The organism is Bacillus sp. PPSBB_2 (assembly GCF_045291115.1).
Classification (GTDB): domain Bacteria; phylum Bacillota; class Bacilli; order Bacillales; family Bacillaceae_G; genus Bacillus_A; species Bacillus_A cereus.
In genome coordinates, this window is sequence record NZ_CP147983.1 from 1,008,855 (window position 1) to 1,034,253 (window position 25,399).

A 25,399-nucleotide genomic window follows, 5' to 3' on the forward strand; every position below is an offset into this window, starting at 1 on the left:
TAAAAATGGATTTGTGGCGGTACTCCTATGTTAAGAGATAGCTTAAGGACCGAGGATTATATTGTTTTTATAAAGAGTTGATGTTATGTTTGTTTTGTAACATATGGTGTTTTATGCATGTAGGAGGATTTATTGAAGAAATTATTAATATTGTTTTTATTAGCTACATTTTGTCTACAGATTACAGGATGTTCTAATAATATGGGTACACTAAGGGAGAAGTCTAAAACTTCAACAACTGTGAAGTCTAAACGCATCAATAAAGGGTGGTACAAACATATGTAATAGTTTGTATCACCCTTTGTTGATGTTAGAAGTCATAAAGAAAAGGTTGATAGTTAGATATTTTTCATAAAGAAAAGACACCCTAAGGTGCCTTCCTTCGACTTGAACCATCTTAATTTTAATAATATATTGGACTCCCATCCAACTATTATTTTACCATGTTGAGGGTGTTGCAAAACTAAAATAAACATGCAATGTTATGAATCAGAAAAACTAGCTGAACATGCAATAGATAGCGATTTTGACCATACCAACGTGGCTGTTCCAACCCTTTATCTTTGAGTTTACTAAACTGTTGTTCAATTTTCCTACGTTCTTTCATCAATTGTTTACCAAAGATAGTTTGTATAAAATGAGATAATACACGACGATGTGTACTCTTATTTTGTTCACCATTCCTAGGATTGATTGGATTCATGGCAAAGATGTTACATGTTCGTGCAATTTCATAAATACGTTGACTATCGTAAGCAGCATCTGCAACGGAAANTGACTGGAATACCCTTTTCACGAAACCAAGTACCTACACGTGAAAAAGTAGAAACGTGAGGAACGAAATATAAACCACAAGATACACGAAATGAAGGATATTGATGCAAAAAACGTGTTAATTTGCGTAAAGAGTCAATTTGAAATACAGTTTTCAAGAAAAAGCATTTCAGTAAGGCTTTTCTACAGATTGGTGGGCGACCTGTCACAGGCGGAACGCCTTCAATAGTTAAACTGTCTACGTATGCAAATAAAATCTGTAAAATGGATTGATTTTCATCAAATTTGGTTATCATACTAGTAAATCCGTCCTTTCTGGAGATAGTTTCGGTTACTATCATTTTTCCAGGAAAACGGATTTTTTTATGCATTCATTTTTGGATATTTATGAGTTTTGCAACACCCTCCATGTTAAGTTGTTTTATTCATTGAGAAATATAGTGTTAACCTATATTTAAAAGAATTATATCGATTTGAACCAACTATTAATTAGGGGGATGCTGACATGCTCAGTCAATATTATACTATCCCCAGAACGGAAATTATGAGCAATATGTATATGAGTCACATATCAAAAAAAAGACACTCTCAAGAGTGCCTCTCCTTAGCAGCCGAATCCGCCGCCCCAACAGCTAGCGCCAACGATGATTAATAAGATGAAGAGCACAACAAGTAAGGCAAATCCGCCGCCGAAACCACAGCCTCCACCACAACTACCTCCATAGCCCATATTAACTCCTCCTTCCATAAAGACCATTTATTAATGGATTTAATTTAATTTATGTTTTTAAGGGTGAATGGAGCAGGTCCTTAAAAAAATAAAAGGATTTTGGAAGTTAAAAAGAGTTGACGATCTTATTTTTGTCACCGGAATTTTGTCTTCTACATATTGTATTTTATTCTGTGTATTGGGGGAAGGAGGATCTTATGGCTAATTCTGAGATGATTTTACGTTTACTTACGGATTTAAAGATTGAACAACAATTGTTGAAAGAACAGTTAGAGAAAATGCAAACAACTGTGACTATTCTTGAAGAAAAATCAGTGACGCTTAAAGAAAAACCAGCGACTCTTAAAGAAAAAACAATGACTCCTGAAGAAAAACCATCTGTTACAAAGCAAAGAGCTTTTTCTGGACGCCCAACATCTTTTCGTGATTGGAGAGCAGCTAGTCAAAAAAATTAGGGAATGTTATGTGAAATGATAAAAAAAGTACAGTCTGCTGTAGAAAAGACTGTACTTTTTTATGTCAGTAGAGAATGTTAAGGGAGACGTATTTATTGGCCTATTCCACTTTTAATTGGAGTTCTTTATCTAACTTATCATTATTAATTTTTAAAGTTAATCCTTGCGTGTTTTTCGGTACATCAAATACAATGTTTCCTTCCGAACTTTCATTAGGATTAACAATATTAAATTTGAATGTGGAGATATTTGCAGCTTTAAGTACTGACTGATATTCATTGGAAATGTGATATTCTCTTCCAAATCCATCAATTAATTTAAAGTTGTTGATATCTAGTGTAATGGGTTCTTCTTTACGATTATAAACGGCGATGTCTAATACTTTAAAGACACCTTGTGCTTTAACTTCTCCAGTCCCTAGAACATCTAGTGACTCGGCAGATCCCATTGACATGTATACATCAGAGGAATCTACATTGGTAGGAAGTTCTTTTTGCGAATCCTTGTTGCTAAGTTTGTCATTCTCTGTTTTTTTAGAAGTCGCCTGCTCATTTTTCGCAGGCGCATCATGTGAACTGCACGCTGATACTCCAAACAAGAATGTGCTACATAATAATGATGCTAATAACTTTTTGTTCATCGTTTGTTTCTTCCTTCCAAAATAGAAGCACTTTTAATGAGTGCTATATATATTTGTATATGTATGACATTTTATATCTTATTATATTAATTTTGGAAGGAAAAGGGGAAAAATGCGCATTTCTCTGAGTCGAATTATTTATCTGTCTAAAATTTGAAATTAAAATGAGCCCCATAAATGATAAACCATTCCACTGACAAAAAATGCTAGTCCTACAAATAAAACAATTAAAGCAAGTATTCCATTTTTATTATGTTCCATAAAATTAGCTCCTTTTTCATTTACTTACATACAAAAAGCCTTTAGTCGTAATTATGGCTAAAGGCTTTAATCTTCATACTTTTTAGTTTATAAAAAAGTTGCACTGCTGTATTAATTTGGAATATGATTATTTAAAGAGAAGGTGATGAGTACATGCAGGACAAAAAACAATTCCCGCTTATATCTGGAAATCTCTCATTAGATTTAGTAAATACAGAGCTAGTTAGGCGTGGACAACGTTATGATTTATTAATAACAGATGAAGATGTATTAGAATGGTTATATGTAATAAAGGTTAATCTTCCTTTTTGGAATGAAAAAACACTTATAGGAATTCAGAAGCGAATGAATCAAGTTACATCTAGTATATTAGAAATAAGAGAAGTACTGAGAAAACAGTTTGAGGCAATTGCTGATCAGCAAAAAATTTCTAATGATTTTATTACGTATTTAGAAAAACAAATTGAGAAGGCACCATTTACATATAAAATCATTGAACAACAGCTAGTATCTATCCCGGTTGGAGAAATCGAGGATGTACTCGCATCGTTAATTGCATTTGATGCTTTAACCTTAATAGCAGAAAATAAGCTGATTTCCCTTAAAAGGTGTTCAAATCCTGAATGTGTTTTATTATTTATAGATAAGAGTGGGAAACGAAAATGGTGTTCTATGAAAATATGTGGGAACCGGAAAAAGGTAGCAAAATTTCAGGATCGAAAATTTGAGGAAGTTTAGAGAATCAACTTATAATAGTTGATTCTTTTTTTGTATTCTATAACTAACCTCTAAAATTAATATTTACAGGTTAGTTATTGCCGAGTTATAATGGTTGGTAAATAAAGGAGGAGAACGATGAATAATATAACAGCAACTAAGCAAAAAGACCCTCAACCAATAAGTGTACGATATTTTACAAAAATGAAAGGGAAAGGAAGAAGTCCATTACAAGTAAATGTAAAGGACTCTTTAACGGGACTACTAGGGGGATTTTTAACAATTCTTACCTTAACATATTTAACGAGCATAACCTCTACAGAATTATTAATGGCTCCATTTGGTGCGAGTTGTGTATTAGCGTTTGGAGTTTGGAATGCGCCATTATCTCAGCCGCGTAATATTATTGGAGGACATTTGATTTCAACTTTCATTGGTCTATCAATATATCATTTGTTTGGGAATGAATATTGGACAATTGCTTTAGCGGTGGGGATGGCAATAGCCGTTATGATGTTAACGAGAACGACGCACCCTCCGGCAGGCGCCGATCCGATTATCGTTATTTTAGGGGCAAATAGTTGGAGTTATTTAGTAACACCAGTTTTAATTGGCTCCGTTGTTATTGTAGTTATTGCTTTATTCATTAATAATATGAGTAGTAAAAGAAGTTATCCAACTTTTTGGATGTAGTTTGTGAAGTGAAAAATAATTTAAGTGAGTATTTTATTCTTACTATGTTTTATTTTTTATATAGTAAAAGCCTTAGTCGTAATTGCAGCTAATGGCTTGGGGCCTCATACTTTGTAGTTCATAAAGAAAAGACACTTTAAAGTGTCTTCTACAGATTTGAATTATTTAATTCATGTAATTAATATTCGTTAGCATAAAACTCTTTTATTAATTTTATTTCATTTGTATCTGGATTAAACTTAAATATTTTAATTTGATTCGATTCATCTTTGTATGCAAATGTATTCTCACCAACTTGGGTCATATTGCTGGTGTTTAAGATAGGATCGCTACCGTGATCAGTAATTTCCACAGTTTTCTCACGATCCCAGAATGCAATGACAATAATCAAAATGATAAGACATACCCGTATAAAACGTAATTCTCTTGCAACAGGATGTTCCATCTGTTAGTCTCCTTTACTGTTTGATAGAGTTTGTTTATAAAAGAGATAATTGCAATGAATATAAATAAAAAAGACACCGTAAAGTGTCTTTTTTATTTTAGTTATGCGCATTACTTAATAAGACGCTAGTTCCTCAGTCTGGCTATGAGTAACTATGTAGGGTGATTCCATTATAACATTTTAACCAGTAATGGGTCTATATGGAATTTAATTGATTTTCTTTTTGATTATTCAGAACGATTAATTGGGTATTTGGATGAAGGAAGCAGGGACTTAACTTGTTTTAGAAGAGTGTCTTCTTTTTTGTATCACTGTGAGTAAAGTGGAGCGTTATATTTCCCTTTACACGAACATAACGGTATACTATAGTTAAGTAAACTTAACTATTAAACGAAACGAAATAAAAGCATGGAGGAATAACGCTATGACTAGAACGTATAAAGAAGTAATTAATGAAATGAACCGAGCTTATAATGAATTCTACATTTTACTATTCCAGGAGTTAAAAGATGAGTTCGGTCTTACAGGACAGCAAGAGAGCATGCTATTTCATATTAATTTAAATGAAAACACGACAGCAAATCACATTGCGACTACCTTTAATGTATCCAAAAGTGCCGTTAGCCAAGTTTTATCTAAATTGGAGAAACAGAAGATGATTTCAAAACAAGTAAACCCTAATAATAAACGGGAGTATTTTCTTACACTTGGTCCAAACGGTAGTAAGTATATAGAGCGGTTGTCTGAGTTAGATGATGTATTAATTGAGAAATATTTTTCTAAAATCGATATAAATGCCCTTGAGCAAATGACCGAGACGTTAACGAAAATAAATAAAGTGATATTGGAAGAAAAACAGAAGGATCTTAATTGTAATGAGTAAGAACGTAGATGAAGCAATTAGTAGAAAGGAGGAGAAGCGTGTTATGAGTTACATACCAAATATGATTACGATAGCAAATTTTGTATGTGGACTTTTAGCTATTTACGCTGTTTTCGTTCACGATATTTATTTGGGAGCAGTTTTTATTATTACGGGTATGTTGTTTGACTTTTTAGATGGTATGGTCGCTCGGAAACTTGATTCTGTTTCGGAAATTGGTGGAGAGTTGGACTCATTTGCGGATTTAGTTACTTTTGGTGTGGCACCGTCTATTCTTGCATATAGTGTCGCGTTAAAAGATTTGCAGTCTATCGGGATGATATGTGCGCTTGCTTATAGTATTTGCGGAATGCTTCGGCTTGCGAGATTTAACACGCAGCAAAGCAAACTCCCGACCTTTATCGGCATGCCAATCCCATTCGCGGCAATGTGTCTCCTCATTTTATGTTTTTTAAAGAATCCAGTTTCCGTGGCGTTTGGTACATGTGTACTCGCTTATTTAATGGTGAGCAAAATCAAATTCCCTCATTTTAAAAAAGATATAGCTGAAAGCTTGAAGCCTGGGAGATTGGATTGATGATACGGAATTACAATGAGAAAGATAAAGGAGAATAACATGATTCGTATGGCATTAAGATCGTTCAACATACAAATGTATTGTTTGCTAGGCGTAATGTTATTGGGATGGCTTGTGACACCTTTTTCAGCACAGTTCGTAGGGATAAGCATTGGCCTTTTAGTAAGTATGTACTGCGCCTGGATTTTAGGAAGACGTATTGAAAAGTTCGGAGATAGCATTGTAAAAAAAGAAAAAGCACCGATGCTCGGAATGATGAACCGGTTCGCAGCCGCAATTCTCGGCGCAATTATTATGTATGAAATTGAACACCATGAATTCATGTGGACATTTGCTGCTGGAATTATGAGTGGGTATTTCTTGGTTATTATTAATTTGGGGTATTACAGTATGAGGGATGAGAAGGAGTAAAGTGAAAACTAAGTTTAAGCATACTGTTGCCTAACAACGAATAGCGGATTAGTAATTAGAGTAATAATAAAAACTAACATAAAATTTAAGAAAAATTTTATATTTACCCCACTTTTTATTTTAAAAGTTTTTCCTATCCTATAAACAAGTTACATCAAGGAGGAGACTGAAAATGAAGAAGTGGGGATTTTTTATTTTTAATATATTCCCTATATTCGAAGACAAAGTAGAAGATTAAATATATGAACAAAGTACCGATTCTTAAACTATGTTCTAAATAATAGATGAAAATGTAAAGTTAGGGGATTCCACATGCATACAGGAGTTTTGGTGAGTTATTTGTATACTTATTTTTTTACTATTATGTTTTGTGTTGTGTTTCAAATTGAATTTTATTTTAAAGCGAAAAGAACTATATCTATTCTGCATTTTTTGTGGGTGTATGTTTTTCTGTTCTATCTTTCGCTAGTGTATAAGGTGACGCAAATCGCGACTGTATGGGATATAAGTAGATATGAAACGTGGATTCGTGTAAATCAAATCAACTTGACTCTATTTGATACGGCAGGTAGTACGACGTATCTTTTAAATATTGTACTGTTTATGCCATTAGGTTTTTTATTACCGACTATTTGGCCGCAGTTTAGAAAAATGAAAAACACCGTATGTGCAGGATTCTTTTTTTCACTGGCAATTGAGTTAAATCAATTACTAAATAATAGAATTACAGATATTGATGATGTATTTACGAACACCCTCGGGGCGATTATTGGGTATTTATTATATAAAGCATTATTTAAAATGATATATAAAAGAGAGGAAAAAAAGCTGGATACAAACTCTTCTCTAGTTATAAAATACGAGGCTATTTTTTGTTTAGTGTGTTCATTTGTAGGGGCGATGTTAATTTATCATCCAGCTTTATTTGGAAGACCTGTAATCATTCAGTGAGGTAATTACGAATTTCTTTTGAACGCTCGAGCGATATTTCAATTTGCAAAAAGCCTTTAACTTGTTATAGTTAAAGGCTTTTATCATCATAATTTTTACTTACCAATTACCCACTCTAACATCCGCCTTCAACCACTTCACCCAATCCAAATCCTCTACCTTAAGCAAACTAAGCGAAACACCCTTCATATCTAAAGAAGTTAACAGTGTACCAACCTTTACGAATGCCACTTGCAATCCTTCAAGTTCACACAAACGGCGAATGTCGTTTGCGAAAATGTATTGTTCCATTAATGGAGTTGCGCCGAGTCCATTAATGAGGATAGCGAAGTTGTCTCCTTTTCTCCAGCGATAAATGCTTTTTAGTTTGTTCATTAGTTCGATCGCTAATATTTCAGAAGAGGATAGTGCTTCTTTACGGTAACCTTTTTCGCCATGGATGCCGACGCCATAAAACACTTCATCGTCATTTAATGTGAATGAAGCTTTTCCTTTTACTGGATCGTTGGCAGGGGAAAGGGCAACTCCTAATGTGTGTAAGTTTTCAGTGATAGAGCGGCCAAGTGTTGTTAGTTCTTCTAGAGAATGGCCTTCAAGAGCGGCCACACCAAGTATTTTTTGAACGAAAACGGTGCCAGCTACGCCGCGTCTTCTTTTATTAAAAGAAGCATCATCTTCAATTGAAACGTCGTCATTTACGATAATATGGTCAATTTTTCTTCCTTCTTCTTTAGCGATCTGCTCAGCCGCAAGAAAGTTCTCAACGTCATCTTTAAAGTTTTTAATGATGAATAGTATACTTTTATCTTTTGGCATAAGGCGAGTTGCCGCTACAATTTGTTCCACTGTAGGCGGAGTGAAGATGCTTCCGTTTACTGCCGCTGTAAGCATTCCTTTTCCTACATAGCCAATATCAGCGGGTTCATGGCCGCTACCACCGCCGCTTATTATAGTGACGTCTTGCTCCAGTTTTTCGATATTTTTTACATAAATGATGTTATTTGTTTCGTCGTAATTTACTTTGTCGTTATGTTCAAAATAAAAGCCGTGCAGCATATCTTGAACGATATTTTGTACATCATTCATAATCTTTTTCATTGCTTTTGCCACCCTTTAATTACTTTGCTGATTGCTCCAGTAATAGTAGTAATTGATTGTTTATCATATTTTTCATAAGAGAAGACATAATGGAAGAATCTACTTCGCACTTACTTTCAATCCAATCTTTTATCGTTCCAACGAAGCCGTGACTATAAAAGGAGGCAATCGTATTTTTTGTCTCATCAGAAAGGCTGAATCCACAGCTCACAGATAGTTCATCGATAATCTTCATATATAAGTTTTTCGTATGCTCAAATAAATAGTGATTAAACGAGTTTTGCTCAATGACTTTAAAAGCATTTCGGTAAAATTTTTGATTTTCATAAAAGTAATCAAATAATAAATCGAAAATGTTTTCCCACGTTTCATAATCGAGAAAGTCGATAATGTTTTCCTTCGTTTCTTCTCTATAAATCCAGCTTAGTAGTTCAAATTTATCTTTAAAATGATAATAAAAAGTTTGCCTACGCATTTGACAGTGTAACATAATATCGCTCACTGATATTTTATGAAACGACTCTGTTTCCATTAAATATTTCAATGAGTTCGCGATTATCTTTTTAGAAATTATAGAAGAGGTCATCTGAATCATCCCTAGAATGTTAGTAATATAAAAATCCTATCTATAAATGAGAGCGGTGTCTTTAGACAGATTGTCCATTTTGTCCGTTTACTATAAAACGCTTTCATTTTAACATGAGTAGTAAGAAGAAGATTTCAAATATATCACAATATATTAAAGGAATTGAGGGAGAACTACAATGAAAAAGATTATAAACAAACCAGAAACATTAGTAATGGAAATGTGTAACGGAATGGTTATGGCTCATCCAGAGCTTGAGCTTTTGAAAAAATATAAAGTAATTAAGAAGAAAGAAATGAACGAAAATAAAGTAACGTTAATTAGTGGAGGCGGTAGTGGTCACGAGCCGGCACATGCAGGATTAGTCGGAAAAGGAATGTTAGATGCGGCAGTGTGCGGAGATGTGTTTGCGTCACCTTCACAAATTCAGGTATACCAAGCGATTAAAGAGACAGCTAGTAAAAAAGGTACGTTATTAATTATTAAAAATTATAGCGGCGATATTATGAATTTCAAAAACGGTGCGCATTTAGCGACGGAAGATGGAATTGAAGTCGACTACGTAAAGGTGGACGATGATATTGCGGTAGAAGATAGCCTATATACAGTAGGACGCCGCGGCGTTGCGGGAGTTATTTTAGTTCATAAAATTGCCGGCGCAGCAGCGGAAGAAGGTATGGATTTAGGAGCGGTGAAAGCTGTAGCAGAAAAAGCAGCGGCTAACGTGCGCACAATCGGTTTAGCGTTAACGTCTTGTACAGTTCCAGCGAGCGGATCACCTACTTTCACACTTGCGGAAGATGAAATGGAATACGGCGTAGGTATTCACGGCGAACCAGGAATTAAGCGTGAAAAAATGCTGTCAGCAGATGAACTAGCTAACCGTATGACAAATGATTTAATGAAAGATTTAGGAGTAAAAGATGGCGAGGAAATCGCACTTCTAGTTAACGGTTTTGGCGGAACACCACTGCAGGAACTTTACTTATTTAACAATGCAGTGACGCGAGAATTAGCTGCTAGAAACATTAAAATTAATAGAGTATTCGTCGGCAACTATATGACGAGTATCGATATGGCTGGTATGTCTTTAACGGTAATGAAGTTAGATGAAGAGCTAAAAACATTACTATCAAAAGAATGTAATACACCAGCGTTTAAAGTAGACGGTCCAGTTGAAAGTGTAGAGTACGTAAATGTACTTGAAGAGACAGAAGAGAAGGAAGTTTCATTTGAACTAGAAACGGCGGAAGAACACGCTGTGATAAAAAATAATGTTATCACATTAAACAACATGATTTATCTCGTTGATAAAATGAGCGATATTATTATTAAAAATGAAGTACCGTTCTGTGAGCTAGATACGCATGCTGGTGACGGCGACTTCGGAATGAGTGTAGCAAAAGGATTTAAGCAATTAAAACGTGAGTGGCATTCGATTGTAGATCAAGAGAACGTAACGATCGGATCATTCCTTGACGGTTGTTCGATGATTATTATGGAACATTGCGGCGGCGCTTCTGGTCCAATTTGGGGCGGAGCATTCCGCGCAGCTAGTAAAGCAGCAGGCGAGAAGCGTGAGTTAACAGTGAAAGAATTCGCTGAAATGCTGCAAGCAGCATTGCAAGGCATCCAATCGATCGGTGAAAGATCATTCGGCAGAGGAGCAGTAGTTGGTGACAAAACACTTGTTGACGCACTTGCTCCATGTGTAGATTCTTGGTTAGATAGCGCCTCAAACGAAGTAGACGTAAAAACTGCCTTTGAAAAAGGAGCAGAAGCAGCGGTCAAAGGAGCAGAGTACACGAAAGAAATCGTAGCTCGCATGGGCCGCGCTGGTACAGTTGGCGAAAGAAGCTTAGGATATCCAGATGCAGGTGCACATGCACTTGGGGTTATCTTTACGGAGATTGCGGGTAGTTTGAAATAGGAATTGGAAAGTCCCTCTGCCTTAAGGTGGAGGGATTTTTATATAGTTGATATGTAGAAGACTTCTTTCGGTTCTTTCTCAGTAAAATATGAGTTTGTTACTATTTTTGATAAAATCTTATTTCAAAAATACAACTAATATTTCTCAACATTAATATATTGAAAATAGTTAGAATATTTAAGATAATCATTTGTGAAGAAGTAAATTATAAAAAAAGGGGGAATTTATTTTGTTACGTCGTTTATCTATTTGTACAGTACTAACAGCTTTTATATTTACTTTATTTACATTTAACGGCTCTGCTTTCGCGGCTACGAATGCTACTGAAAATCAAAATGTAGTAGCAGCTTGTGCAAAGGGAGGTACGGTAGGTGTATATGGTGCAAAGATGCGCAGTGGTTATACTGTCGATTCACCTGTCTTACATACATTTAATGATGGTACGAAAATTACTGGAACATGGGTAACTGGTGAATATGTTCAAGGTCATTACAGTAATTCTAAACAGTGGTTAAAAGTTACATATAAAGGGATGACAGGTTATGTATCCCATACAACATTATATAACGTTTGCTCATAAAACTATGTACCATAATAGCTTTGGATATATTGAGCTAATCTCTTCTCGAGATTAGTTCTTTTTTATCTCTTAGTTTTTAATGGGGCATTTTTTGAAAAAAACCAACGATTCATTAAATCGATGGTCTTACGTTTATATAGTATTCATTTGTATATATATTAAATTTTTCATTGTTTTTTGCTTATTTTAGACTTAGTTTGTTTGTGATTGCAGCTTATCAATTTTCCAGTATGTTTGTAGAGGGTCTAAAGAGCTTTCAATATAAAACATATATTCATCTGCGGTACGTGGTACTTCAAAAGCTATTTTCAATTCTACTGTTTCATTTGGTTTAACTTGTATATCAGAAGGGTTTTGATCAAGCACCTTTCCTTTATAAATCTTTCCATCTTTTTCATCTTTTAAGTTATATTTTAATTCTGATAGTCCAATCGTTTGACCTCGTACATTTTTTACAGAGACATTAACAATGACGGAATCGTTGCTAGCATTTAAATAGGCACTTTGAACAGCGGTCAAGTAATAGCCTCCCTTAACACTCTCACCAACTAATAAAATACCTTGTTCCAAGCGGCTCATATCTTCTTTTTCTTCAAAATTTATTAATTCTTCATTTTCATTTTTTGCGGTTGGTTCTTCTATTGGACCATTTTCAACGGCACTATCTGTTTTATCTTGTGTGCAAGCAGCCGTAACACTGACTAATACTAGAATGAAAGTAAGTAATATAGATAATTTTCTCATAAAATTTATCTGTCTCCTTAAGTTTCTCAATTTTGTGCAACTATACATATAAGATTAACATAATGTCTCATTATTGGCTCAAAATAGGGGGTCTTTTAGACAACTTATTCTTTTTACTTTTAATATACATTCGATTGGTTCTCGCGATATTTGTTAATCTTTTAAAACATTGGCTTAGTAATACCGAGGGTTATTATAGATATATTAATCATGTAATTTGTCCATATCAAAATGAACGTTTTTTGCATTTAATATATTGTAAATATATTTTATTTTGGAAGGATGTGATTATATGGCTCATAAATCTACTGGAGTGTTTCGAGTTCCAGTTTCTGAAAATGGGATTATTCCAACTGCTCTCAACATTATGTTAAACAATGATTCACGTTGCCATACTAGTAATGTAACGGTAACTGTTAAGAGAAGTCGAAACACCTTTTTCCCAACTCAAAATGAATTAGTTGAAATCTCTCGTACTTTTGTTTCTTTAGAACCAAACAGAACAACTAAGATTGTGTTGTTTACTCCAGAATTCCAAGTAGAAGATTTCCTTGATGTCATCATTAGTGGAAATAGAGAGGATGTTAAGGATGTTCTTGTATATTCTTTCTTAGCAGATTCAGTAGGTCATAATCTGCCATCTACTGTTTTCAGAAATGCAGAATACACTTTTTCTTGCTGACACTGTAATGATGTATTCTTTACTGTCGTATATCTGAATTGAAATGTTACAAGTAGCACTTCACGGCATACAATCTATCGGTGAAAGATTTTTCGGCAGAGGAGCGGTAGTTGGCGAAAGAAGTTTAGGATATCCAGATGCAGGTGCACATACGCTTTGGGTTATCTTTACGGAAATTTGAAGATCCCTTCTACCTTAAGGTGAAGGGTTTTTTTTATGTTTTTTTGATATATATTGCTAAGTATGTTCCAATAATTCATTCTATTGTATTGAGAATAATGTCATCTACATCAAAAAAACGGCTTATAAAAGGAACTAGTATTTGAGGTGGGTTTATTAACGAATTTTATATATAGCATGAATGAAAATGAGATAAATAAAACAATATTCCCTATTATGTTTTTAAGAATTAATTGAGCAGGTCCTTGTAAAAATAAAAAAAAGACACCTAAAGGTGCCTTCCGCCGGCTTAAATTATTTTAATATTATCGATCTAAGTTTAAAAGCTATAAGGATTTTTTCTATAGGATTTGTAAGTAGTTTTTATGAAATTATGAGTGTTTTTTATTTTGTAATTCAATAAGTTCATCTGGTATCACTTTTGTATAATATTCTTTTTCTGTTAGTTCAAATATAAATAATGCTTTTTTCCAGTTATAAATAACATCTTCTACATTATGTTGTTTCATTTTTAATAAACACTGACCTTTTAAATAGAATAGTTCACCTAGTAGGTATAAAGTATGTAGATTAATTGCTAATTTGATACCCTTATCAATGTACTTTATTGCCTCTTCATATTGATATGTGAAGTCGAAACATTTTGCTAAATTTAACATGAGTTTTAATTTAATTTCTTTATCTCTAGGAAAATCTAATTTATTAAAATTAGTTAAACATCTTTTGAATATATTAATACTTTTTTCATATTCTTTATTTTCTGCATAAAATATAGCCATTGTTTGCATAATATCTATTTCTCTTTCTGATAAAAAATCAGAATTAGTTAAAGTCAGTTTTAATGCATGATTTAAAAAATCTAAAGCAGTTTTTATTGATTTATCCACCATAAATACAGCAATTGCTTCATGCCACATTAGAAATTGTTTCTCATCTTTTGTTTGAAAATTATTTAAGTTTTTCTCTTTTTTTACTATTTCATAAAGTTCTTTATATTGTTTTTGCTTTAAGCAATCTTTTATTACGTATTTTACATTTTCTATATATTTTAATCTTTTGTTTTGAGTTAGTGCAAATATATTATTTGGGTCAATACCAAGTCTTTCTGATAATTGATATAACAATATACTAGATGGATAAATCATACCTTTTTCAATCTTGCTAATTTGACTTTGTGAACATATTCCATGACATAATTCGGATTGTGATATATTTTTTTTGATTCTAAGTTCTTTAATGGTAATACCCAAATCGTTAAATTCCATTTTTCCACCTACTATTTAGCACTTTATTAAAATAAGAACATTCTCTAACCTTAATGTAATGTAAAATTAATATAGTTGCAATTATTGTTTTAAAGGGCTTATCGTTTCTATAAGATGGTGAGATTTTTTTATGTACAAAAAAGACACCCTAAGGTGCCTTCCGCCGACTTGAACCACTTTCATTTAATATAAACCTAGCTGTATTTTCACATGCCTTTCCAATTCCTCTATTTTCCATTTGATAAAATGAAATTCCAATATTACCAATAATTAAATAAATATTTCTACATATTCAAGATATTTACATAAATTATAAAAGTGATACATTTAAGTTGTAATCTATAAAAACTATTAAAGGGGGATTTATTATGTTCAAGAAATTAGTAGTAGGAGCGTTAGCAACAGGTATTGCATTAACAGGAGGAATTGGTGCAGCTTCAGCTGATACACAAAAAGCTGTGAGCTCTCCGAAGCAAGCCACATGCTCAATTCCTTATGAGTATTCTAATGGTAAATTCAAAAGAACTCTTTATTACTCAAATGGAGTATATGCTAATAGTTTTAATGAAAATGTTTGTGGCGGGACGATTACGTGGTACTTAAAACATGTTCAAAATGGAGTTGCTTTTTACGAAGGTAATTTAAAATAGTAGATTTTTTGAACCTCATTTATTGAGGTTCTTTTATTTGTAGTTTTTAAACCGATTCTCTATAAAAAAGACACCCTAAGGTGCCTTCTTGCGATTTGCTCCATTGTAATATGGTATTGGATGCCAGTCCAATTATTATTTTACCACCTTAAGTAGTTTCGGTTATTGAGAAAAAATACAACTCATTGTTTGAATGCAAAAAGCCCTAGGGGGACTAGGACTTTTTGCTAGAATGAATAAGATTTAAAAAAGGACTTATATAACGTAACATATGAATGTTTCGTAAATGTATCAAAAAAGTGAACAAAATAGTTATTTTAAATAAAAAAAGCTCCGCGATAAAAGCTGCGGAGCTTCATAAGGTCGAGTTATGTCGTACTCACAAGGGATTTTAACATGGATGTTGTGGTAAAAATACTGGTAAATTTATCCTATAACCCCGCTGATTAGAGTTTCACTTCATTCGAAGGAATTCATGTTTTATAAATTAGATTATGATAGTTGATATTCTCCATATTGACCAGAAAAGAACTAAAAATTCTAGTGAAATTCCAAGTGTTCGTTTCCTAGTTTTTTGAAATTCTTTTATTAAATAGCCAACAGCACTAATTGCTATAAGAATGAAAAGAATAAGTTCGAGTGTAACTGGCATTTTATCTACCCCTAATACATTAATTTATTATATAAAGATTATAAGATATTTTTGTGACTAGTAGTGAAAAATTTAATAAAACTATCTCTAAATAGTTATTTTAAAAAGAAGAGAAACTAGCAAAAATTAGATACTTTTGTATAAGAAAGGAATAGATTAATAATTTAATATAAAAAATACAAGATATGCAATATTGCATATCTTGTATTTCATATTACATTGAACCCAATTATGCCTTGAATAGAGAGGGTTTAAAAGAAATATAATAATCTAAATTGTTTACCAATTAATATGGTAAATTATAGATAAATAAAGAAATTTATGTTAATGTACTTATGGTAATATACTGTTAAAAAAAGGAAGAGGTGAAAAGTTTATATGTTTAAAAAAGGCGTATCATTGCTATTAATTTTCATTTTATCTATTTCTACATTTAGTATAGTAACTCACGCTGCTAGTAGTTCAGAATATGTGAATCAATCATTCTATGGGTATAAGGAGCCATCTTTTAATTCAGTTAAAACAAATGGCGGATCAGAGTATGGTGCTCAAAATGTAGGAGTCGTGGAAAAAAGAGATAATGGTTGGTGGAAGATTGAAACATGGGAAGGTCCAGTTTGGATTAACTTAAATGGGGAAGAACGTGTCATGGGAGATTTCTATGCATATGATGAACCTTCTTTCTCATCAAAGGTTGCGAATGCTGGAGCGAAGTACGGGCGACAAACATTTAGAATAGTAGATGGAACAACAGATGGTTGGCTAAAATTTAAGACGTGGGAAGGCGACAAGTGGATGAATCCTACGGCTGAACAAATTACTGTCAACAAAACAATCTATGCGTATAATGAACCTTCATTTAATGCACAGAAAGCAAATTATGAAGCACCATTTAACCCGCAAAATTGGGGAGTAGTAGAAAAAAAAGAAAATGGCTGGATGAAAGTAAGTACTTATGAAGGTTATAAGTGGATCAATCCAGATGGAGAAGAAAGGTTCATAAACAAATCATTCTATGCGTATAACGAAGCTTCATTTAATGCAGGAAAAGCAAACGCTGGAGCATTATATAGGCCACAAAATTTTAGAGTTGTGGATGGAACACCTAATGGATGGTTGAAGGTTAAAACATGGGAAGGCGAGAAATGGCTGAATCTAGATGGAGAAGAAAGATTCATAAACAAATCATTCTATGCGTATAACGAGCCTTCATTTAGCTCAGGCAAAGCAAACGCTGGAGCATTATATAGTCCGCAGAATTTTAGAGTTGTAGATGGGACAACTAGTGGGTGGTTGAAGATTAAAACATGGGAAGGCGACAAGTGGATGAATTTAAATGCGGAAGATACAGGCGTAGAATTCTACGTGGAAGCTACTGCATATAGTGTAGAAGGTAGTCCACCAAATGAAAGGATTACGGCGTCTGGAATAGACATAGGAAAAAATCCTAACATCAAGTTAATTGCAGTTGATCCTAAAGTTATTAAACTAGGAACGAAAGTTTGGGTTGAAGGATACGGTGATGCAATTGCTGGAGATACAGGTGGGGCTATTAAAGGCAATAAAATTGATGTTCTGTTTCCTACAGAAAAGCAAGCACGTGAATGGGGACGTAAAAAAGTGAGAATTAAAATAATGAAATAGGATATATCTATTCTTTGCTTCGAAAATTATATATTAGACAAAATAAAAGGGAGGATATTTTTATGTTTAAGAAAAGTATAGGAATCTTATTGTTTTTTATTCTATCTATCTCGACATTCAGTATGGTAACTCACGCTGCTAATAGTTCAGAATACGTGAATCAATCATTCTATGGGTATAAAGAACCATCTTTTAATTCAGCTAAAACAAATGGCGGATCAGAGTATGGTGCTCAAAATGTAGGAGTCATGGAAAAAAGAGATAATGGCTGGTGGAAGATTGAAACATGGGAAGGTCCAGTTTGGATTAACTTGAATGGGGAAGAACGTGTCATGGGAGATTTCTATGCATATGATGAACCTTCTCTCTCATCAAAGGTTGCGAATGCTGGAGCGAAGTACGGGCGACAAACATTTAGAATAGTAGATGGAACAACAGATGGTTGGCTTAAATTTAAGACGTGGGAAGGCGAAAAATGGATGAATCCTGCGGCTGAACAAATTACCGTCAACAAAACGATTTATGCATATAATGAGCCTTCATTTAATGCACAGAAAGCAAATTATGGAGCACCATTTAACCCGCAAAATTGGGGAGTAGTAGAAAAAAAAGAAAATGGCTGGATGAAGGTAAGTACTTATGAAGGTTATAAGTGGATCAATCCAGATGGAGAAGAAAGATTCATAAACAAAGCATTCTATGCGTATAACGAAGCTTCATTTAATGCAGGAAAAGCAAACGCTGGAGCATTATATAATCCGCAGAATTTTAGAGTTGTGGATGGGACACCTAATGGATGGTTAAAGGTTAAAACATGGGAAGGCGAGAAATGGCTGAATCTAGATGGAGAAGAAAGGTTCATAGAAAAAGCATTCTATGCGTATAACGAGCCTTCATTTAGTTCAGGCAAAGCAAACGCTGGAGCATTATATAGTCCGCAGAATTTTAGAGTAATAGATGGGACAACTAGTGGATGGTTGAAGATTAAAACATGGGAAGGCGACAAGTGGATGAACCTAAACCAAACAGATTCTGGTTCTTCTGGAGTAATTGATTTAGCTTTAAAACAACTTGGAAAGCCGTATGTTGAAGCTGGGACAGGACCAAATGGATTTGATTGTAGTGGCTTTATTTATTACGTATTTAAAAATAATGGATATAACATTGTGAGAACAAGTGTTGCAGGATACTGGGGAATGGTTACAAAAATAAGTGATCCTCAACCAGGAGATTTAGTATTCTTACAGAATACATATAAAGCGGGTCCTTCTCATTTAGGAATATATTTAGGGAATGGTGAATATATTCATGCTGCTGACGAAACAACAGGTGTAATTAAAAGTAAGATAAATAGTTCATACACTCAAAAGCACTTCTTGGGGTATGCTAGATTTTCAAAATAATTAAATTGGATTCAATAAAAAGACAGCTATCTATGGATAGCTGTCTTTTTATTATTTGTGTTGACTTGACTACTTATATATATTCACAAGCAAAACAACATAATATTAATACGGAAAAATATATTAATATGAATTTTTGCATATTTTAAAATTCAATATATCCCTCAAAAACTTTTAATTGTATAATATATTTTGTCATATTTTTAGATTTTTCGACATAAACCAACAAAAATAGAGAGCGTATTGGGAGAAGACATTATGTATACAAAACTATTAAAATCAATTACATCATTATCACTGATTGGTGGTGCGTTGTTATATACAAATGGCAGCGATGTAAAAGCTGCTGAAGTGGGTGTTTTTTCTGATGTGCCGACATCACATTGGTCATATCCTGCGATTAAAGATTTAGCGAGTAAGAATATTATTTCCGGTTATGGAAATGGGATATTTGGTTTTGGAGATGTTGCGACAAGGGAGCAAGTTGCGGCTTTAATTTATCGAGTGTTAGTACCAAATAAACAAGGCGGTTCGTTTAGTAATGGTGGAACTCGTTACGTATTAAAGGATGGATCTACGTTTAAAAATCCTTACGGTGATATTAATCAAAGTTCTACAATGTTCCCAGAAGAGGTGTTAACTTTAACGAATTTAGGAGTTTTTAAAGGTGATGAAAATGGCCAATTTAGACCGAAAGCTTCTGTGAGTCGTGCGGAAATGGCACAAATTCTTACAAATGCTTTCCATCTTGCGGCAAAACAAAAACATACCTTTAAGGATGTTCCAAATCCATTTTGGGCAGAAAATGCAATTAGTGCGGTGCAGTCAAATGGAATCGCAGATGGCACAGGGAACGGGAATTTTGAACCGTATGGCACAGTAACACGTGAACAGTATGCGCAGTTTTTATATAAAACTTTGAAATATAAAAATGCCGATGTGAAAGACACAGGAGATGCGGCATTATTAACAGCTTTTAAAGAGGAAGTACAAAAGCGTATTAATACATACGAGACAAATATTACACTTCCATATAAAACGAAAAATAATAATACAGAAGAAGTGATGAATACACTTTTTAACGCATATAAAGAAGTTGCAAGTAAAAATGAGTATACAAATAATAATAGATCGAATGTTTCATATGGACTTTCTGGATCACCTGGAAATTATACGTTTACGCTTAAGATTACATATCGTGAAACGAAAGAACAGACGGAATATGTCATGAAACAAGCGAAAGCAATCGTTTCTTCTATTACTCAAGTTGGAATGGATGATCACGAAAAAGTGAAGGCGATTCATGATTACGTAGTAAAGCATGTTTCTTATGATACGTCTTATAAAGCTTACACAGCATATGAAGCACTTGTAAATCGTTCTGCGGTTTGCCAAGGTTACGCACTATTAACTTATCAATTATTAAAAGAAGCAGGAATTGAAAATCATTTTGTGACAGGAACTGGGGACGGACAACCTCATGCTTGGAATTTAGTGAAAATCGAAAACAAATGGTATCACCTTGATACAACATTCGATGATCCAGTGCCAGATGAGCAGGGCCGCGTCACGTATTCGTATTTCAATTTATCAGATGAACAAATCGCAAGAAATCATGAGTGGAACCGCGGAGACTACCCGCAAGCTACAACGAATTATTATAGTACACTGACAAACAAAATTGCGGCAGGTAGTACGAAAACGCCTGCATATCAACAAATATTAAAAGATACAAAGTTAAACTATTTAGGAAATGAATATATCGCAAATAACTATACCGAATTAAAAAATAAAATGCAGCAACGCTATAGTGCAAAACCAGAGAAAATTGAAGTGCTATACAAGCAATCAATGAATGGTGCACTGCAAGATGTGAAAAAGGCAATTGGCGAAATCGATTATCCGCAAGGGGCAAATCGAGTTTCTTATAAAGCGGAGCCTTATAATGCGAAAGAAGGGTATTCTTTAGTGACGATTACGTTTACGTATTAAAAGCAACCTAGATCCTATAGGATCTAGGTTGTTTTTTTATTATTCTTCGACAAAACATGACAATATATAGATACATTCTTTGCTACTATGAGATGAGAAATCTTACATTAAAAAACTGTTTAAAATAACTAATGCAGATAGGCGGAAAAAAATGAACCGAAAGTTACTAATGGCTTTAACATGCGGTACATTGCTTATGGGAATGGCTGCTTGTAGCTCAAATGAGAAGACTACAACTGAATCAAAACCTAAACAAGAAGAAAAGGTTCAGGAAAAACCGAAAGTTCAAACCATTCAAAAGCAGCAAAAAGATAGTTATATAGTAAGTGAAGATGAACTCTCTAAAGCGGCACAGTCGATTGGTGAAATTCAAAACGAGCAAACTATAAATGATATGATGATACATATGTCTTTACAAAAACTCAAATTCAATGGGAATAATCTTCATGTTTCCGGTACCCGTGATGTAGGGCGATTTCAAATGACGAAAGAAAACATTCAATACTTAAAAAACAACTTAAATGTTATTAATAATGATGAAAGACCAAAATATGAATCTATTCTGAACAAATGGTATGATGGAGAGTTCGAATCTGTAGTTAAAGACTTTGAAGAAATTCATTATTTACGTTCAGGAAAAAAGCAAAGTATGGAGGGATCTAAACTAGCTAAAAAAATTGATAGTGATGAAAAAGAATTTATTCTCCATTTCTTTGGTCAAGAAGGATTAGATATCCATAATAAAGAGTGGAAACAGGGCGAGTTATAGAAGTAAAACTGAATTTCTCTTCACTAGGAAGTACAATGTTTTACGGAACAAAAAAATAATGAAATTTCCTTAAATATAGTCCCATCGGGAGGTTGTCTATACTGAGATTCAATAGATACACAGTAATGCTTATTTTTCTAGCCATTGGCACAAATGCTGCATTATCTATGTGGATTAAGCAGGGACTTTTAGGTGTCATCAATGCTATTATTTTCTTGTTAACCGCTGCACGGACTACAAAATGAACTAATACAGAAGATTAGCATAAATAAAACATTGTATTTCTCAATAAACAAAACAACTTAACGTGGTAAAATAATAGTTGGACGGGAGTCCAATACATATTATTAAAATTAAGATGGTTCAAGTCGGAGGAAGGCACCTTAGGGTGTCTATTCTTTTTTATAAAAAGAAAATTGTACGTTTAGACGCATTTTAAATACAAAATAACCGATTCCTTATACGTTAAGAAACCGGTTATTTATTTTCCTACTTTTTTAGAGGGCTTTTTCTTATAATGGTCTTAAATCATAAATAAAAGATAGAGTAAAAACTATATACGAAATAAATGTAACGAAAACAAGAAAACATATAAACTGAGAATTAGATACATATTGTTCTATTCTTTTTTTCATGTTAATTCGTATTATTTTTCAAATGTGAAGTATCAATTGGAATTTGAGCTTTCCAAGATCCAATTACTTTTCCAATTCTAGTTATATTTACATCTAAAGTAAGGGGCTGTTTAAAATCGTCTTTTCCTCCAGGAACTATAACAAATGTAGCGACACCTTCGGGTTTATCATTATCACGAATGCCCACTTCATTTAATTTTTTACCTGCTGCCATAAGTTCAAAAGGAAGACGATCATCTGAATCATGGATAAATGATAGTCTCCCATCATGTTTAATCTCAGGGTTTTCCTCTTGTTGTCCATTAATTATACCATCACTTTGGAGATCTAATCCTGATGTATCAAATTCAAATGGTACTAAACTTCCGTCAGCTTTTTCCATTCTATAATGAACTGATATACGTGAATCTGCGATAAATAATTCTTTGAGATGTACAGTAATACCTTGATCTGTAATTTTTTCATCAATAGGAATATATTTACCATTCTTCATCATATCTTGTGTGATACCATTTTCATCTTTTATTCCTTCATTTACAACTTTATCATTTGTAATTGCATCAGAAAAATATGAAGCGACATTTGTAGCCGCCACTTGTACTTGTGGAATCATTGCTGTTATGAAAAGTGCAGCTGCAGCTACTGCTGTATAAATGAAACATTTTGATTTTTTACTCATGTTTGTAAAGATGCCTTTCTTTTGTTGTTTTTTGTAATTTATATTAGAAACGTTGTCTAACTTGGAACGACTTTCAAATGTTTTCCATGCTTGTTCTATATCAATTTTGATTTCTTGTGGTGAATTTGCAGATTCTTCATCTAGCATTACGTTTTCCCATTGATTTAATTTACTAATTTCTACTAATAAATCTTGGCATGCTTCACATGTATCTAGGTGCTTTGTAAATTCCTTTCTTATATCATGAGAAAGTTCTCCATCAATATATGTTTGAATAAACCCGATATCATAACATTTCATTTGTTATGCCTCCTCTATTTGTTTATAAATCTTGCGGAATTTCATTTTGGCTCGGACTAATAATGTTCCTATAGAAGATATTTCAATTTGAAGTACTTCTGCAATTTCTTTATATTGAAAACCAGAGAATTTCATTAGTAAAAGGGTTCGTTCTCGATCATTCATTTTATTTAGTGTCGTTTGGACCTTTGTAATTTCTTCTTTTCTTATCCAATCATCGTCTAATGATGATACATTTTGTACTTCATGGTATTGTATTTCCTTATCAATCTTCGCTTGCTGCCTTTTTTCAAATCGAAAATGGTTATAAGCTACATAAGTAGAAGATTTAATCAACCATCCAGGTATATTTTTAATTCCTTTCCAATCGCTACGATATAATTGTAAAAATACTTCTTGTGCTAACTCTTCAGCGATAGATTGATCTTTAACAATCCATATAATCTGTTTCACAGCATAAGCATAGTACTGCTTAAATAAATCTTCAAAGGTCATATTAGAAGCATGACTTTCTTCATTTTCTATGGTTAACATGTTCGTTTAAACCTCACTTTCAATTTGATACCTGTATTATAGAGAAACCAGAAAAACGGATTTTGTGACAGTTTTTCTGGATATTTTTTTATATTTTTTATCTCGCATTAACGGGTAGTAAGACCCCCACCTCAAAATTCAGCGGAAGCAAAGAAGTTAGGTGGGGGGCGGGCTGACCGTAAAAGCCCGATTGGTGTGAGCTAATAATCAGTGGTCGATGAACCCCCCACTGATTAAAGTTTCACTTTATTATGTACTAAAAAAGCATTCATCTGATTAAAAAGATAAGTGAAAACATAAAAACTATAATTCTTGCAGTAGTTGTCTATTAATGTACAAAAAACAGTTAGTTTGTTGCCAAATTGTATCTAAACGTACGATTTTCTTTTTTCTAAATGAGAGTCTTGTCTTAAAGAAGATAAAAATTCAATGGATAATTACCATGAATATATAGATAAAGTTCATCCATATAGTTGTAGAAAGGAGGCATTCAAATGAAGAGACATGATAATAAGGTTGGTCACTTTACATCTGAAAAAGGAAAGGAAGACTTTCAAATTGCCTACGATGAATCAATGGCACTCCTTCCAAAACCTAACGATACGAAAAATATAAAAACGAAATATGGCACAATTCGTGCTTATTATTTTACTAAAGAGGAAAACAAACATAAGGAACCAATACTCTTACTCCCTGGACGTGGTGCATCTACTCCAATGTGGGTACCTAATTTAGAAGGTCTAAGAGAAAAAAGGCCTGTTTATACGATAGATTTACTAGGTGAACCTGGGATGAGTGTGCAAACGAAGGTGATTGAAAACCAAAAACAACAAGCAGAATGGTTAAATGAAGTAATTGAAGGATTAGGTTTAGAAAGAGTGCATATCGTAGGTGTCTCCATTGGAGGGTGGACAACAATGAACTTGGCCAGATATAATCCTGAGCATATTGCTACGGCTAGTTTATTAGATCCAGTCTTTGTATTTGCGCAAATATCCATAAAAATGATTCTGGCATCTATTCCAGCTTCCGTTCCTATTGTCCCTAAGTTTTTAAGAGAAAAGATGTTAAGCTATGTTGCTGGAGGAGCAGAAGCAAGTGACGATGAGCCTATCGCTAAGTTAATCGAGTCGGGTATGCGTAACTATAAACTGAAAACGCCAGCGCCTGATTTATTTAGTAAAGAAGACTTAAAAAATATTGATATTCCAGTGCTTGCACTTATAGCTGAAAAAAGTACAATGCACAATTCGGTAAAAGCAGTTGAAACTGGAAAAAAATACGTTAAAGATATTGATATAGTTAATTGGAAAAATGCATCTCACGCAATCAATGGTGAGTTCTCTAACGAAGTTAATGCTAGGATCCTTGATTTTGTAGAAAAACATTCTAATGATAACTAAGTTGAAAGTGGAAAATATGTTGTCATAACAACTTCATCTCTATATAGCTATTTAGGGGATTTAGCTCATTTTTTATTTTGGCATATTTTAATTCTGCTATTTTCATGAATATGTATAATTACATGAAATTTCAGTG

The 25,399-nt window shown here is 33.5% G+C and carries 27 protein-coding genes and 1 pseudogene; 18 read left to right on the forward strand and 10 right to left on the reverse strand.

Translation table 11 applies throughout. The features are described from left to right. The first annotated feature begins 132 nt into the window (after positions 1-132). Positions 133-285, forward strand: coding sequence for a hypothetical protein (locus V6946_RS04900; RefSeq protein ID WP_000734755.1), 153 nt, complete (start codon positions 133-135; stop codon positions 283-285). A gap of 178 nt (positions 286-463) precedes the next feature. Here V6946_RS04900 and V6946_RS04905 read toward each other — a convergent pair. Next, positions 464-1,070, reverse strand: a pseudogene (locus tag V6946_RS04905) (transposase). Between the two features lie 308 nt (positions 1,071-1,378). Then, positions 1,379-1,504, reverse strand: coding sequence for a YjcZ family sporulation protein (locus tag V6946_RS04910; RefSeq protein WP_000540377.1), 126 nt, complete (start codon positions 1,502-1,504; stop codon positions 1,379-1,381). A gap of 197 nt (positions 1,505-1,701) precedes the next feature. Here V6946_RS04910 and V6946_RS04915 point away from each other — a divergent pair, with 197 nt between their 5' ends. Next, positions 1,702-1,959 carry a hypothetical protein gene (locus V6946_RS04915; RefSeq protein ID WP_000013699.1) on the forward strand — a complete coding sequence of 86 codons (258 nt, stop codon included), beginning with the start codon at positions 1,702-1,704 and terminating at the stop codon, positions 1,957-1,959. Positions 1,960-2,059: 100 nt separating this feature from the next. Here the strand turns inward: V6946_RS04915 and V6946_RS04920 are convergent, their stop codons facing one another. Further along, positions 2,060-2,599, reverse strand: a complete 540-nt coding sequence (locus tag V6946_RS04920; RefSeq protein WP_006917970.1) for a DUF4352 domain-containing protein — start codon at positions 2,597-2,599, stop codon at positions 2,060-2,062. Positions 2,600-3,013: 414 nt separating this feature from the next. On the opposite strand from V6946_RS04920, the gene V6946_RS04925 reads away from it, so the two are divergent. Then, positions 3,014-3,598: a CGNR zinc finger domain-containing protein gene (locus V6946_RS04925; protein ID WP_006917969.1), complete on the forward strand. Its 585-nt coding sequence runs from the start codon at positions 3,014-3,016 to the stop codon at positions 3,596-3,598. 117 nt (positions 3,599-3,715) lie between these two features. Then, positions 3,716-4,270: an HPP family protein gene (locus tag V6946_RS04930; RefSeq protein WP_001059994.1), complete on the forward strand. Its 555-nt coding sequence runs from the start codon at positions 3,716-3,718 to the stop codon at positions 4,268-4,270. Positions 4,271-4,448: 178 nt separating this feature from the next. Here the strand turns inward: V6946_RS04930 and V6946_RS04935 are convergent, their stop codons facing one another. Then, on the reverse strand, positions 4,449-4,715 hold the full coding sequence (locus V6946_RS04935) for a YmzC family protein (RefSeq protein WP_000400965.1): 267 nt from the start codon (positions 4,713-4,715) through the stop codon (positions 4,449-4,451). A gap of 424 nt (positions 4,716-5,139) precedes the next feature. On the opposite strand from V6946_RS04935, the gene V6946_RS04940 reads away from it, so the two are divergent. The 4 genes from V6946_RS04940 (at position 5,140) to V6946_RS04955 (ending at position 7,537) form a co-directional block, all read left to right on the forward strand. Then, positions 5,140-5,598 carry a MarR family winged helix-turn-helix transcriptional regulator gene (locus V6946_RS04940; RefSeq protein WP_000198944.1) on the forward strand — a complete coding sequence of 153 codons (459 nt, stop codon included), beginning with the start codon at positions 5,140-5,142 and terminating at the stop codon, positions 5,596-5,598. Beyond that, positions 5,591-6,175 carry a CDP-diacylglycerol--serine O-phosphatidyltransferase gene (pssA, locus tag V6946_RS04945; protein ID WP_000042263.1) on the forward strand — a complete coding sequence of 195 codons (585 nt, stop codon included), beginning with the start codon at positions 5,591-5,593 and terminating at the stop codon, positions 6,173-6,175. The genes V6946_RS04940 and pssA overlap by 8 nt, the downstream gene beginning before the upstream one ends. 39 nt (positions 6,176-6,214) lie before the next feature. After that, entirely contained in the window at positions 6,215-6,586 is a 372-nt protein-coding gene (locus tag V6946_RS04950; RefSeq protein ID WP_006917967.1) for an ATP synthase subunit I, read from the forward strand. Positions 6,587-6,898: 312 nt separating this feature from the next. Then, a complete protein-coding gene (locus V6946_RS04955) occupies positions 6,899-7,537 on the forward strand; it encodes a VanZ family protein (protein ID WP_006917966.1) in 639 nt (212 codons plus the stop codon). A 99-nt stretch (positions 7,538-7,636) separates the two neighbouring features. Here the strand turns inward: V6946_RS04955 and dhaQ are convergent, their stop codons facing one another. Next, positions 7,637-8,635: a DhaKLM operon coactivator DhaQ gene (dhaQ, locus tag V6946_RS04960; RefSeq protein WP_006917965.1), complete on the reverse strand. Its 999-nt coding sequence runs from the start codon at positions 8,633-8,635 to the stop codon at positions 7,637-7,639. A 19-nt stretch (positions 8,636-8,654) separates the two neighbouring features. Then, positions 8,655-9,221 (reverse strand): dihydroxyacetone kinase transcriptional activator DhaS, encoded by a 567-nt coding sequence (gene dhaS / locus V6946_RS04965; RefSeq protein ID WP_006917964.1) that lies wholly within the window; start codon positions 9,219-9,221, stop codon positions 8,655-8,657. Between the two features lie 178 nt (positions 9,222-9,399). Between dhaS and dhaK the strand changes: the two genes are divergently transcribed. Continuing rightward, positions 9,400-11,151, forward strand: coding sequence for a dihydroxyacetone kinase subunit DhaK (gene dhaK, locus V6946_RS04970; RefSeq protein WP_006917963.1), 1,752 nt, complete (start codon positions 9,400-9,402; stop codon positions 11,149-11,151). Positions 11,152-11,380: 229 nt separating this feature from the next. After that, positions 11,381-11,731, forward strand: coding sequence for an SH3 domain-containing protein (locus V6946_RS04975; RefSeq protein WP_000946193.1), 351 nt, complete (start codon positions 11,381-11,383; stop codon positions 11,729-11,731). A 192-nt stretch (positions 11,732-11,923) separates the two neighbouring features. Here the strand turns inward: V6946_RS04975 and V6946_RS04980 are convergent, their stop codons facing one another. Further along, a complete protein-coding gene (locus tag V6946_RS04980) occupies positions 11,924-12,475 on the reverse strand; it encodes a DUF4352 domain-containing protein (RefSeq protein WP_001228901.1) in 552 nt (183 codons plus the stop codon). 292 nt (positions 12,476-12,767) lie between these two features. On the opposite strand from V6946_RS04980, the gene V6946_RS04985 reads away from it, so the two are divergent. Together V6946_RS04985 and V6946_RS04990 are read left to right on the forward strand one after the other, a co-directional pair. After that, positions 12,768-13,157 (forward strand): hypothetical protein, encoded by a 390-nt coding sequence (locus V6946_RS04985; RefSeq protein WP_000940665.1) that lies wholly within the window; start codon positions 12,768-12,770, stop codon positions 13,155-13,157. Between the two features lie 43 nt (positions 13,158-13,200). Continuing rightward, positions 13,201-13,338, forward strand: a complete 138-nt coding sequence (locus V6946_RS04990) for a DAK2 domain-containing protein (protein ID WP_006925666.1) — start codon at positions 13,201-13,203, stop codon at positions 13,336-13,338. 370 nt (positions 13,339-13,708) lie between these two features. On the opposite strand, the gene V6946_RS04995 is transcribed toward V6946_RS04990, so the two are convergent. After that, positions 13,709-14,602, reverse strand: coding sequence for a helix-turn-helix domain-containing protein (locus V6946_RS04995; RefSeq protein ID WP_406622253.1), 894 nt, complete (start codon positions 14,600-14,602; stop codon positions 13,709-13,711). A gap of 368 nt (positions 14,603-14,970) precedes the next feature. Here V6946_RS04995 and V6946_RS05000 point away from each other — a divergent pair, with 368 nt between their 5' ends. The 5 genes from V6946_RS05000 to V6946_RS05020 all read left to right on the forward strand — a co-directional run bounded on the left by V6946_RS05000 (position 14,971) and on the right by V6946_RS05020 (position 21,712). Continuing rightward, a complete protein-coding gene (locus V6946_RS05000; protein WP_000473814.1) occupies positions 14,971-15,252 on the forward strand; it encodes an LCI fold-containing protein in 282 nt (93 codons plus the stop codon). A gap of 1,030 nt (positions 15,253-16,282) precedes the next feature. Beyond that, on the forward strand, positions 16,283-17,548 hold the full coding sequence (locus tag V6946_RS05005) for a 3D domain-containing protein (RefSeq protein WP_366982104.1): 1,266 nt from the start codon (positions 16,283-16,285) through the stop codon (positions 17,546-17,548). Positions 17,549-17,610: 62 nt separating this feature from the next. After that, a complete protein-coding gene (locus V6946_RS05010; protein WP_000474055.1) occupies positions 17,611-18,951 on the forward strand; it encodes a C40 family peptidase in 1,341 nt (446 codons plus the stop codon). Between the two features lie 258 nt (positions 18,952-19,209). Continuing rightward, the gene (locus V6946_RS05015) at positions 19,210-20,943 is read left to right on the forward strand and encodes an S-layer homology domain-containing protein (RefSeq protein WP_000288190.1); all 1,734 of its coding nucleotides are present in this window, start codon (positions 19,210-19,212) and stop codon (positions 20,941-20,943) included. A gap of 151 nt (positions 20,944-21,094) precedes the next feature. Beyond that, positions 21,095-21,712, forward strand: coding sequence for a DUF6241 domain-containing protein (locus tag V6946_RS05020; protein ID WP_001080422.1), 618 nt, complete (start codon positions 21,095-21,097; stop codon positions 21,710-21,712). Between the two features lie 636 nt (positions 21,713-22,348). Here the strand turns inward: V6946_RS05020 and V6946_RS05025 are convergent. Both V6946_RS05025 and V6946_RS05030 read right to left on the reverse strand, forming a co-directional pair. Then, complete coding sequence (locus V6946_RS05025; protein WP_000650417.1) at positions 22,349-23,326, reverse strand: DUF4179 domain-containing protein; 978 nt, start codon at positions 23,324-23,326, stop codon at positions 22,349-22,351. 3 nt (positions 23,327-23,329) lie between these two features. Further along, positions 23,330-23,860 carry an RNA polymerase sigma factor SigX gene (locus V6946_RS05030; protein ID WP_000955512.1) on the reverse strand — a complete coding sequence of 177 codons (531 nt, stop codon included), beginning with the start codon at positions 23,858-23,860 and terminating at the stop codon, positions 23,330-23,332. 494 nt (positions 23,861-24,354) lie between these two features. On the opposite strand from V6946_RS05030, the gene V6946_RS05035 reads away from it, so the two are divergent. Further along, complete coding sequence (locus V6946_RS05035) at positions 24,355-25,263, forward strand: alpha/beta fold hydrolase (protein WP_002023421.1); 909 nt, start codon at positions 24,355-24,357, stop codon at positions 25,261-25,263. Positions 25,264-25,399: the final 136 nt, after the last annotated feature.

What these genes read in the sequence shown, in the direction of transcription:
- V6946_RS04995 (WP_406622253.1), bottom strand. Translation starts at nt 14,602, where the DNA reads ATGGAATTTAACGATTTGGGTATTACCATTAAAGAACTTAGAATCAAA.
- dhaS (WP_006917964.1), bottom strand. Translation starts at nt 9,221, where the DNA reads ATGACCTCTTCTATAATTTCTAAAAAGATAATCGCGAACTCATTGAAA.
- V6946_RS05035 (WP_002023421.1), top strand. Translation starts at nt 24,355, where the DNA reads ATGAAGAGACATGATAATAAGGTTGGTCACTTTACATCTGAAAAAGGA.
- V6946_RS04910 (WP_000540377.1), bottom strand. Translation starts at nt 1,504, where the DNA reads ATGGGCTATGGAGGTAGTTGTGGTGGAGGCTGTGGTTTCGGCGGCGGA.
- V6946_RS04935 (WP_000400965.1), bottom strand. Translation starts at nt 4,715, where the DNA reads ATGGAACATCCTGTTGCAAGAGAATTACGTTTTATACGGGTATGTCTT.
- V6946_RS04950 (WP_006917967.1), top strand. Translation starts at nt 6,215, where the DNA reads ATGATTCGTATGGCATTAAGATCGTTCAACATACAAATGTATTGTTTG.
- V6946_RS05015 (WP_000288190.1), top strand. Translation starts at nt 19,210, where the DNA reads ATGTATACAAAACTATTAAAATCAATTACATCATTATCACTGATTGGT.
- V6946_RS04925 (WP_006917969.1), top strand. Translation starts at nt 3,014, where the DNA reads ATGCAGGACAAAAAACAATTCCCGCTTATATCTGGAAATCTCTCATTA.
- V6946_RS04920 (WP_006917970.1), bottom strand. Translation starts at nt 2,599, where the DNA reads ATGAACAAAAAGTTATTAGCATCATTATTATGTAGCACATTCTTGTTT.
- V6946_RS04940 (WP_000198944.1), top strand. Translation starts at nt 5,140, where the DNA reads ATGACTAGAACGTATAAAGAAGTAATTAATGAAATGAACCGAGCTTAT.
- V6946_RS05025 (WP_000650417.1), bottom strand. Translation starts at nt 23,326, where the DNA reads ATGAAATGTTATGATATCGGGTTTATTCAAACATATATTGATGGAGAA.
- V6946_RS05000 (WP_000473814.1), top strand. Translation starts at nt 14,971, where the DNA reads ATGTTCAAGAAATTAGTAGTAGGAGCGTTAGCAACAGGTATTGCATTA.
- V6946_RS04915 (WP_000013699.1), top strand. Translation starts at nt 1,702, where the DNA reads ATGGCTAATTCTGAGATGATTTTACGTTTACTTACGGATTTAAAGATT.
- V6946_RS05005 (WP_366982104.1), top strand. Translation starts at nt 16,283, where the DNA reads ATGTTTAAAAAAGGCGTATCATTGCTATTAATTTTCATTTTATCTATT.
- dhaK (WP_006917963.1), top strand. Translation starts at nt 9,400, where the DNA reads ATGAAAAAGATTATAAACAAACCAGAAACATTAGTAATGGAAATGTGT.
- V6946_RS05030 (WP_000955512.1), bottom strand. Translation starts at nt 23,860, where the DNA reads ATGTTAACCATAGAAAATGAAGAAAGTCATGCTTCTAATATGACCTTT.
- dhaQ (WP_006917965.1), bottom strand. Translation starts at nt 8,635, where the DNA reads ATGAAAAAGATTATGAATGATGTACAAAATATCGTTCAAGATATGCTG.
- V6946_RS04955 (WP_006917966.1), top strand. Translation starts at nt 6,899, where the DNA reads ATGCATACAGGAGTTTTGGTGAGTTATTTGTATACTTATTTTTTTACT.
- V6946_RS04985 (WP_000940665.1), top strand. Translation starts at nt 12,768, where the DNA reads ATGGCTCATAAATCTACTGGAGTGTTTCGAGTTCCAGTTTCTGAAAAT.
- V6946_RS05010 (WP_000474055.1), top strand. Translation starts at nt 17,611, where the DNA reads ATGTTTAAGAAAAGTATAGGAATCTTATTGTTTTTTATTCTATCTATC.
- V6946_RS05020 (WP_001080422.1), top strand. Translation starts at nt 21,095, where the DNA reads ATGAACCGAAAGTTACTAATGGCTTTAACATGCGGTACATTGCTTATG.
- V6946_RS04930 (WP_001059994.1), top strand. Translation starts at nt 3,716, where the DNA reads ATGAATAATATAACAGCAACTAAGCAAAAAGACCCTCAACCAATAAGT.
- pssA (WP_000042263.1), top strand. Translation starts at nt 5,591, where the DNA reads ATGAGTAAGAACGTAGATGAAGCAATTAGTAGAAAGGAGGAGAAGCGT.
- V6946_RS04990 (WP_006925666.1), top strand. Translation starts at nt 13,201, where the DNA reads ATGTTACAAGTAGCACTTCACGGCATACAATCTATCGGTGAAAGATTT.
- V6946_RS04980 (WP_001228901.1), bottom strand. Translation starts at nt 12,475, where the DNA reads ATGAGAAAATTATCTATATTACTTACTTTCATTCTAGTATTAGTCAGT.